Below are 9,721 nucleotides of genomic sequence, written 5' to 3'. Positions count from 1 at the left end.
GGGCCTGCTTGGCTTCGGCTTTGCGCGTACGTTCGGCGAGCCTTCGGTCGATCGGGCGATTGCGTTTGAAGAATCGCATGAGCATAAAGATGCGCCGATGGCCATGCCTCAGGACGCTAAAGCCGCTAAGACCGATAATGCCGACGCTTCGCACGATCATGGCGGTGAAGAACTCGTTAGCCGGCCTACGCAAGCAGGCATCGGTTTGTTGACCGGTGTGTGCGTATTCGGCACGGCGCTTGGCGGCATTTTCTCGCTTGTGTTTGGCTTCGCTTACGGGCGTATCGGCGGGGCGCTGCATGCGCGTGGCGCGGCGGCGTTGCTTGCGTTGCTGGGTTTTATCAGCGTGGCGATCGGGCCTTTTCTCAAGTATCCGCCTAACCCGCCTGCAATCGGCAATCCGGATACGATCGGGCCGCGCACGGCGCTGTTCTTCATCATGATCGCGATTTCCATTTTGGCGATGGTGTTCGCTGTCTGGTTGCAGCGCCGCTTGCAGCCTACGCAAGGCGGCTTTAACGCGACCTTGATCGGCGCGGCGGTGTATATCGTCGTGATCGCGATTGCGCTGTTTGCATTGCCGACTATCGATGAAGTGCCGGCGGATTTTTCGGCATCGCTGTTGTGGCGATTCCGCATTACATCGGTCGGAATCCAGGCGATTATCTGGACTACGCTCGGTCTTGTGTTCGGCGCGTTTGCTTCGCGTGAACTTGAGCGCCGGCCAGCAAGGCGAATGGCTGCGGCTTGAGTTGCTTAGGTCTTAGTTAGCGTTTAAGCCCGCGTTTCCTAAAGGACGCGGGCTTTTTCGCTTAGGGCGCGTAGCTTAAGCGAGCACGGCGCGCCAGCAAATCCGCTAAGACAATTTTCTTGGCGGCATCGTCCATTGATTTGAAATGCTTGATTTCCGCGCGGCTTCTAAAGCAACCGGTGCATAAGCCATGTCCCAGATCGATTCGACAGACATTGGTGCAAGGCGAACCGACAGGCGTTTGAGTCTTGGCTCGTTCGATGGTGTCAGTAAGATCGAGCGGAATGGTCATAGTGGTTCGCCGCGAAATAGCGCTGCGGCTGCAATTGGATTCGACGGCCAGTAAGCATGCATGTATGTCGCCGTGATGTTCCCCTGACGATACAGCGCTTCGCCCGCCGCCCCCGTGGTTGCATGCGATGCAGTGAGCACGGGCTGCATCGGCGTGACGAGCGTGGAATAGTGGAACGTGTGCCCGGTCATTGCGCCATGCGAGGTATCAATGCGCTGCATGGCGAGGCGTGCCAGGCGACGTTGCATCGCGGCGTTACCGGGAAGAATGCCTAGCATGGCGTGGCGCGTGCCTTCGATATCGGTAAGCGTATCGAGCAGATAAAGCAGGCCGCCGCATTCCGCGACGATCGGTTTTCCCTGCGCCGCATGTTCCTTGATCGAAGCGCTCGTTTGAGCATTTGCGGCTAGCGCGGCGGCATGCAATTCCGGATACCCGCCGGGAAGATAAAGCGCATGAGCGTCTTTGGGAACGGGCTCGTTTTCAAGCGGCGAGAACGTGCTGACTTGCGCACCGAGCGCTTTGAGCAGATCGACATTCGCGGGATAAATAAACGAAAACGCCGCATCGCGCGCCATGGCGATATGCAGTCCGTCAAGCAATCGAGGCGGCGCAGCAAGCGTGCTTTCTTCGAAGTGAACCGGCGGTGGCAGTTCTGCGAGCGTAGTCAATGCAATGGCATCGGCGGCGCGATCCAGACGCGCATCGAGTCCCGCGACTTCCTGCGCTTGCGTCAAACCGAGATGACGCCCGGGCAACGCGATATCGTCCGCATTCGACAGATGCCCGCAATAACGCAGCCCTTGCGGAATGGCTTCGGACAACATTTGCGCATGCCGCGCCGACGCCACGCGATTCGCAAAAACACCATGAAATACGAGGTCTTCGCGATAATGCGCCAATCCAAACGCGATCGCGCCGAAGGTCTGCGCCATGCCGTGCGCGCCGATCACCGCGAGCACCGGCACGCCGAACGCGGCGGCCAGATCGGCGCCGCTTGGCGTGCCGTCGAATAAACCCATGACGCCTTCGATAAGAATCAAGTCCGCTTCGCGTGCGGCTTCGCTAAGCAATGCACGGCATGCGTCGAGGCCCACCATCGAAAGATGCAGCGAATAAACCGGCGCGCCGCAAGCGCGTTCGAGAATCATCGGATCAAGAAAATCCGGGCCGGTCTTGAACGCGCGAACCTTAAGACCGCGCCGCGCATGATGACGCGCAATGGCCGCCGTCACCGTGGTCTTGCCTTGATGCGACGCGCTCGCGCCGATGAATAACGCAGGGCAGGCTGGCATCGCGTTCAGAACTCGACGCCGCGTTGCGCTTTCACACCCTGCTCGCGATACGGATGCTTCACGATCCGCATTTCCGTCACGAGATCGGCGAGTTCGACGAGTGCGTCGGGCGCATGTCTTCCAGTGACGACGACATGCAGCATGGCAGGCCGCGCCTTAAGCACCTCAAGCACTTCATCTAACGGTAAATACTCGTACTTGAGCACGGTATTGAGTTCATCGAGCACGACCATTTGATATTCACCGCTTTCGATCATGCGGCGCGCTTCATTCCAGCCTTTGCGCGCGGTCGCCATATCGGCCTCGCGGTTTTGGGTGTTCCACGTATAGCCGTCGCCCATGGTCACGAAATCGCAATTCGCAATTGCGCCCAAAAAATCGCGTTCTGAGGTGTGCAGCGCGCCCTTGATGAACTGCACGACGCCTAGCTTCATGCCATGCCCAAGCACGCGCACGGCCATGCCGAATGCGGCCGTGGTCTTGCCTTTGCCATTTCCCGTATTAACGATCAGCAAGCCCTTCTCATGATCGGCGGCGGCCTGCTTTTTTTCGTGGCCTTCACGGCGACGCTGCGTCATACGCAGATGCGATTCGGTATCGGTTTTCATGATGCTTTTCGTGCAATCGCAACGGTCACGCCGCCCGCGATGGTTTTGGGTACGACGAGTGTTTCTATGGCCATTGCGCCGCTCAATAGCATGGCGCAAGGCTCGCACACGCCGTTCACGTTCAAATGCTCAAGCGCATGCGTTGAAATCGCGCCTGGCACGCTTGCGATTTCATCGGCGCTAAAGAAATGCAAAGCCAAACGATGACGCTCGCAGAATTCACGCAAACCGGCTTCGTTTTGCTTGACATCGATACTGGCGACGGCGCTAAGCGCGCTAAAGTCGAGCGTGCCGAGCGCCTGGCGCACCGCATGTTCGATTTCAGCCGCACTCACACCGCGACGGCAGCCAATACCAGCCACTAAAGACATGATTCAAGCGAAAAAAGGGACGTTCAAGCGCCGCACGATATCACAAGAAACGCTTTGGCGAGGTTGCCTCTTTCTTGACGCTGAAGCGCCTAAAGCCTAGACTTTCACGCAGTTTTGGTGCTCGCGCGCGAGCTTCTTTCGCGCGCAGTTAAACGGGAAGCAGGAAGTGTTTTTCCTTGGCAATAAAGCTAAAGAAAGGCGCCGAACTCGCTGCACCCGCAACGGTGACACGACCGCCACGCAAACCTTGCGTGGCAAGCCGCTTCAGCGCCACTGCGCATTTTTGCGTGGGAAGGCAAGATGGTTTAGTCGTCAGCCCGGATACCGGCCGGACTCTTAGCGGGTTCGTTGTCGCGGGGATGCGGCACGGCCCATGATCCACCAAGACGCGCGTTTCACCTCATGTTTGCCGCGATGCCGCTCGCATCGCTTAAAAAAACGCGCGCATACGCAGTCTGGAGCCACGATGCAAACTCGCAAAATTCCCGTGACGGTCGTGACCGGTTTTCTCGGCAGCGGCAAGACCACGCTCATGCGCCATATTCTTTCCAACGCGCAAGGCTTGCGCATTGCGGTGATCGTCAATGAATTTGGCGAGCTTGGCATCGACGGGGAAATTCTTAAGGGCTGCGGTATCGGCTGCGACGACGAAGCGGAATCTCAAGACCGCAATCTTTATGAATTGGCTAACGGTTGTTTGTGCTGCACCGTGCAGGAAGAGTTTTATCCGGTCATGGAGCAATTGGTCGAGCGGCGTGAAAATATCGACCACGTGTTGATCGAAACGTCGGGCCTCGCTTTGCCTAAGCCGCTCGTGCAAGCCTTTAACTGGCCGTCCATCAAAAATGCCTTTACCGTCGATGCAGTCGTCACCGTGGTAGACGGTCCTGCTGCGGCAAGCGGTCAATTCGCGGCCAATCCCGTTGCCGTCGATGCACAACGCAAGGCCGATCCGAATCTGGATCATGAGTCGCCGCTGCATGAATTGTTCGAAGATCAGTTGTCGTCGGCGGATCTGGTGATCGTCAACAAGACGGATTTGATGGACGCGGATGCGCTCGCAAAAGTCGAAGCGCTTGTGCGGCCCGAGATTCCCGCAGAAGTGAAGATCGTGCCCGCGCAAATGGGCAAACTCGACGTGCATACGCTGCTCGGCTTGCAGGCGGCATCGGAAGAAACCATTCATTTGCGTCACGATCATCATGGTTCGCCCGATGACGATGGCCATGCGGATCATCATCACGATGAGTTCGATTCGGTAGTAGTGCAGGCGAAAGTTGAATCGCGCGAGCAGGCGATTGCGGCCTTGCATACGCTGGTCGAGCAGCACACGATTTATCGCGTTAAAGGCTTTGCGGCGCTGCCCGACGCTGCCATGCGGCTCGTCGTACAAGGCGTGGGTCGTCGCTTCGACAGTTACTTCGATCGCCGTTGGGAAGCCGGCGAAGATCGCACGCAAAGCCGTTTCGTGCTGATTGGCGAAGACCTCGAACGTGAAGCGCTGCAACGCGCCTTCGACGCCGCGCTGATCAATACGTCCGTGCAGGCCTGACGCCATGCATTTGCTGCGCACGACACCGGGAGGCTTTGTCGATGACGCGCAAGGCGTCATGCGAATCGATCAGACGCGCGCACCCATTGTCGTGCTCAGTTCTGCAGATACCACGCTCGCGCTGCTGGCAAGCGCGTTTTCGCGCCTGGAAACAGGCTTTCCCGAAGTGCGGCTCGCCAATCTTGCGTTTCTGCGTCAACCGGCTTCGGTCGATTTTTATATCGACGACGTACTGCGTGACGCGCAAGCGGTGATTGTCGATCATCTCGGTGGCGAATCGTATTGGCCTTATGGCATTGAACGTCTCGTTGCGCTTGCAAAGCAGAAAAAGCAAATGCTTGCGATGTTCTCAGGCGATCTCACCGAAGACCCGAATTTGATTGGCAAGAGCACAGCGGATGCTGCGTTTTGCCGCGAGTTGTCGTCGTATCTGCGTGAAGGCGGCGCGCGCAATGCAGAGGAATTCTTGCGTGCGATAGCGCATCGTGCGCTTGGATTTGGACGTGAACCGCACGCGCCGAGTCCTTTGCCGGTGGTGGCGCTTTATCATTCGGAGCACGAAATTGCTTCGATCAAAGACTGGCAGGCACGATGGACCGAGGGCGCGAGTGTCGTCGCGATCTTGTTTTATCGCGCGCATCTGCAATCCGGCAATACGGCCGTATTCGATGCGCTGATCGAATCGCTAGAAAAAGAAGGCCTCAATCCGCTGCCGATTGCAATTTCATCGCTTAAAGAAAGTGTGAGCCGTGAAGTGGTCGAGCGTTTGTGCCGCGAACATGGCGCAACGCTGGTCCTTAATACGACTGCGTTCGCAGCGGGTGTGATCGGCGATGAAACGCCATTCGAAGTCGCAGGCGATGCGCCCGTGCTGCAAGTGATTCTTAGCGGCGGAAATCGTGAAGACTGGCTTAAGGATAATCACGGCCTTAATTCACGCGATGTCGCCATGCACGTTGCGCTGCCGGAAGTTGACGGGCGCATCATCACGCGCGCAGTGAGTTTTAAAGGACTCGCCTATTACTGCAAGCACACGCAAGTGGATGTCGTGCGATATCAGCCCGACAGGGAGCGCGTGCAGTTCGTCGCAGAACTAAGCCGTCGCTGGTGCAAGCTGCGCATGACGCCAAATGCGCACAAGCGTATCGCGCTGGTGCTGGCGAATTATCCGGCAAGCGAAGGGCGCATTGGCAATGGCGTGGGACTGGATACACCGGCATCGGCTATCAATATTTTGTCGATGATGTCGCGCGAGGGTTATCGCATCGGTGCCATTCCGCAAGATGGCGACGCGCTGATTTATGCGTTGACGCAAGGCGTCACCAACGATCCCGTCGTGCGTGATTTGCGCCCGGCCTTGCAAAGCCTCGCGCTCGATGAATACCTCGATGCGTATCGCGCATTGCCGCTCGATGCACGGCAAGCGCTGGAAAAAACATGGGGCGCGCCCGAGCAAGATCCGACCCTGCGGCGCGGCCGCTTTATGATCGCGGGCCTGCGCTGCGGCGAAATCTTTATCGGCATTCAGCCTTCGCGTTCGCGCGAACGCAACGACTACGCGAACTATCACGACGCCGAACTCGTGCCGCCGCATTCGTATCTCGCGTTCTATTTCTGGCTGCGCTTGCGCTTTAATGCCGATGCACTCGTGCATGTCGGCAAGCACGGCAATCTTGAATGGCTGCCGGGGAAAAGCGTGGCTTTGTCGGCGTCGTGCTGGCCCGATCTTATTCTTGGGCCGATGCCGCATCTCTATCCGTTTATCGTCAACGATCCGGGCGAAGGCAGTCAGGCGAAGCGTCGCGCGCAGGCGGTCATCATCGATCATCTGATGCCACCGCTGACGCGCGCGGAAAATTATGGTCCGCTGCAAGACCTCGAACGTCAGGTTGATGAATATTACGAAGCATTGATGGTCGATGCGCGCCGCGCGAAGCTGTTGCGAAAGTCGATACTGGACAATATCGTGCAGAACCGTCTGCACGAGGAACTCGGTGTCGATGCGCCGCGCGATACATCGAGCGAAGACGTGCTGCTTACGCGTGCCGACGCGTATCTGTGCGAGCTTAAGGAAGCGCAGATTCGCGATGGCTTGCATGTGTTCGGTGTATCGCCCGAAGGTGTGCAAAGACGCGATACGCTGCTTGCTTTAGGCCGTTTTCCTATCGGCGATGGAGACGGTGCGAACGCCAGCTTCATCACGGCAATTGCCTGCGATCTGCAACTGCACGATGACTTCGATCCGCTCGATGCCGACTGGTCCGCGCCGTGGACCGGTGCGCGTCCCGAAGCACTATCGGTGCAAAACGACACGCCGTGGCGTCACAACGGCGACACGCGCGAAAGGCTCGAATCGTTCGCCATGCAACTGCTTGAAGACGAAGCCGATGCACCCGGACCCCGCAGCGCAATGGTGCTTAAAAGATTGCGCGGCGACGTGTTGCAAAGACTCGACGCATGCGGTCCGCAAGAGCTCATGCAGCTGAAGCGCGGACTCGAAGGCCGCTTTGTGCCACCCGGCCCGAGCGGACCGCCATCGCGCGGCAGGCCCGATGTCTTGCCCACGGGCCGCAACTTTTATTCGGTCGATACACGCGCCTTGCCCACGCAGGCCGCGTGGTCGCTCGGCGTAAAGTCAGCGAACGCTTTAGTGGAGCGCCATGTTCAGGATCATGGCGACTTTCCACGTGCAATCGGTTTGTCGGTATGGGGCACGGCGACCATGCGCACCGGCGGCGATGATATTGCGCAGGCCTTTGCGTTGATCGGTGTGCGACCGAAATGGGCGGCGGGGAGTCATCGTGTTACGGACTTCGAAATATTGCCGATCTCCATCTTTAATCGTCCGCGTATCGACGTGACGCTGCGCGTGTCAGGCTTCTTTCGCGATGCCTTCGCCAATCTCATGCATCTGTTCGATGCCGCCGTTCAAGCCGTTGCTGAACTCGATGACGAGCCGGATGACGTGAATCCGATCCGCGCACGGATACATCGCGAGCGCGATGAACTGATGGCACGCGGTATCGACGCTAAGGAAGCGCGCGCGCGTGCGGGCTGGCGAGTATTCAGCACAAAGCCGGGGGCTTACGGTGCGGGTTTGCAGGCGTTGATCGACCTCAGGCAATGGCAAACGGACGCGGATTTGTCGGCGGCCTACCAAAGCACCGGCGGGTTTGCGTACTCGCAGGGCGGCGACGGGATCGAAGCGCGTTCGAGCTTCGGCACGCGTCTTTCGACGCTCGATGTCGTCTTGCAGAATCGGGACAATCGCGAACACGATCTGCTCGACTCGAACGACTATCATCAGTTTCAGGGCGGCATGGTGGCAGCGGTGCGTCATTTATCGGGCGTGCAGCCGCAGACGTATAACGCGGATCACAGCAATCCCGCCGCGCCGCGCGTTCGTACGTTGAACGAAGAGATTTCGCGTGTGGTGCGTTCGCGCGTCGTCAATCCGAAGTGGATCGATGGCGTGAAGCGGCACGGCTATAAAGGCGCATCCGAACTTGCCGCAACGGTCGATTATCTCTTTGGCTACGATGCGACCGCGCGCGTGGTGTCCGATCATCAATATGCGCTCGTCACCGATGCCTACGTCAACGATGCAGAGACGCGCGAGTTCATGCACGAACACAATCCGCATGCATTGCAATCGATTTGCGAGCGTCTTCTGGAGGCGATGGAGCGAGGCTTGTGGCAGGAACCGGGCGCGTATCGTGAGGATGTCACGCGTCATCTACTGAATGTGGAACAGCAAATGGAAGGCCGGCAGACGTGAACGAATCGACTAACTATCCGGTGTTTCCGTTCACCGCGCTCGTTGGACAAGAGGCCTTGCAGCAAGCGTTATTGCTCGCCGCGGTCGATCCCGCATTGGGCGGCGTGCTCGTCAGCGGCCCGCGCGGCACGGCCAAATCGACGGCGGCGCGTGCGCTGGCCGAACTCTTGCCTGAAGGGTGTTTTGTGACCTTGCCGCTCGGCGCAAGCGAAGAGCAATTGATCGGCACGCTCGATCTTCAGGACGCGTTGCGCGACAGCAAAGTGTCGTTTTCGCCGGGACTGCTCGCCAAGGCGCATCTCGGCGTGCTGTATGTCGATGAAGTGAATCTGCTTCCCAATCCGCTCGTCGATCAATTACTCGATGTGGCGGCGAGTGGCGTGAATATCGTCGAACGTGATGGCATTTCGCATCGGCATGAAGCGCGATTTGTGTTGATCGGCACGATGAATCCCGAGGAAGGGGAGTTGCGTCCGCAATTGCTGGACCGCTTCGGGTTGGCGGTCGAGATCAGCAATTGTTTCGAAGCAAACGTGCGGCAGCGGATCGTGAAGGCGCGGCTTGCATTCGATACGGATGCCTTAGCATTTTGTATGCAGCATGCCACGCAGCAGCACGCGCTCGAGCAGCGTATTCATGCTGCGCGCACCTTGCTCCGAACACTCGATTTCGACGATGCCGTGCATGCACGCGTCAGCGAGCTTTGCATCGCCGCACATGTCGATGGCTTGCGCGCCGACCTCGTGATGCTGCGGGCGGCGCGTGCGCTGGCTGCGTTGGAGGCAGCTTCACGGATCGATGTATCGCATGTCGAGCGCGTGGCGGATGCGGTTTTGCTGCATCGCAGACGCGAGCATGAAGCCTCTGCGCCGCCGCATCGGGAACCGGAGAAAGAACCGCAGAAAGCAAGCCCTAACGAATCCGATTGGGGTTATCTGCCACCCGAGCCGACCGGCACCGTAAAGGTCAAACAAGTCAGGCCACTCGCCGCAAAAAAAGCCTGAACCATCGAAGAGAAAGCGCCGATGCTCAGTCAAGCGGGCATCGTCTTCGATGGAACGAAGCGCGGGCAAA

Annotated in this window: 8 protein-coding genes and 1 riboswitch; of the genes, 4 read left to right on the top strand and 4 right to left on the bottom strand. The window is 58.5% G+C overall.

The genetic code is table 11. From position 1 onward, the window contains the following. Window positions 1-751: CbtA family protein (locus P7F28_RS10940; protein ID WP_277184500.1), on the top strand; the 751-nt coding region annotated here is incomplete at its 5' end. 61 nt (window positions 752-812) lie between these two features. On the opposite strand, the gene P7F28_RS10935 is transcribed toward P7F28_RS10940, so the two are convergent. The 4 genes from P7F28_RS10935 to P7F28_RS10920 are packed head-to-tail and all read right to left on the bottom strand — an operon-like array spanning window position 813 to window position 3,317. Then, a complete protein-coding gene (locus P7F28_RS10935) occupies window positions 813-1,043 on the bottom strand; it encodes a DUF1289 domain-containing protein (RefSeq protein ID WP_277184499.1) in 231 nt (76 codons plus the stop codon). Continuing rightward, window positions 1,040-2,338 (bottom strand): cobyrinate a,c-diamide synthase, encoded by a 1,299-nt coding sequence (locus P7F28_RS10930; protein ID WP_277184498.1) that lies wholly within the window; start codon window positions 2,336-2,338, stop codon window positions 1,040-1,042. Before P7F28_RS10930 ends, P7F28_RS10935 begins: the two co-directional genes overlap by 4 nt. A 5-nt stretch (window positions 2,339-2,343) precedes the next feature. Then, on the bottom strand, window positions 2,344-2,946 hold the full coding sequence (gene cobO / locus P7F28_RS10925) for a cob(I)yrinic acid a,c-diamide adenosyltransferase (protein WP_277184497.1): 603 nt from the start codon (window positions 2,944-2,946) through the stop codon (window positions 2,344-2,346). Further along, window positions 2,943-3,317, bottom strand: coding sequence for a cobalamin biosynthesis protein (locus P7F28_RS10920; RefSeq protein ID WP_277184496.1), 375 nt, complete (start codon window positions 3,315-3,317; stop codon window positions 2,943-2,945). Before P7F28_RS10920 ends, cobO begins: the two co-directional genes overlap by 4 nt. A gap of 98 nt (window positions 3,318-3,415) precedes the next feature. Beyond that, window positions 3,416-3,665: riboswitch (cobalamin riboswitch) on the top strand. 118 nt (window positions 3,666-3,783) lie between these two features. Here P7F28_RS10920 and cobW point away from each other — a divergent pair. Genes cobW through P7F28_RS10905 form a run of 3 tightly spaced genes read left to right on the top strand, consistent with a single transcriptional unit; the run spans window position 3,784 to window position 9,651 of the window. Continuing rightward, on the top strand, window positions 3,784-4,869 hold the full coding sequence (cobW, locus tag P7F28_RS10915) for a cobalamin biosynthesis protein CobW (protein WP_277184495.1): 1,086 nt from the start codon (window positions 3,784-3,786) through the stop codon (window positions 4,867-4,869). A 4-nt stretch (window positions 4,870-4,873) separates the two neighbouring features. Further along, the gene (cobN, locus tag P7F28_RS10910) at window positions 4,874-8,647 is read left to right on the top strand and encodes a cobaltochelatase subunit CobN (RefSeq protein WP_277184494.1); all 3,774 of its coding nucleotides are present in this window, start codon (window positions 4,874-4,876) and stop codon (window positions 8,645-8,647) included. Next, window positions 8,644-9,651, top strand: coding sequence for an AAA family ATPase (locus P7F28_RS10905; protein ID WP_277184493.1), 1,008 nt, complete (start codon window positions 8,644-8,646; stop codon window positions 9,649-9,651). Before cobN ends, P7F28_RS10905 begins: the two co-directional genes overlap by 4 nt. The last annotated feature ends 70 nt before the right edge of the window (window positions 9,652-9,721 follow it).

This window comes from Caballeronia sp. BR00000012568055, from assembly GCF_029439455.1.
Taxonomy (GTDB): domain Bacteria; phylum Pseudomonadota; class Gammaproteobacteria; order Burkholderiales; family Burkholderiaceae; genus Caballeronia.
The sequence above is the reverse complement of the archived record's forward strand: the minus strand, read 5'-3'. Positions and strand labels throughout refer to the sequence as shown.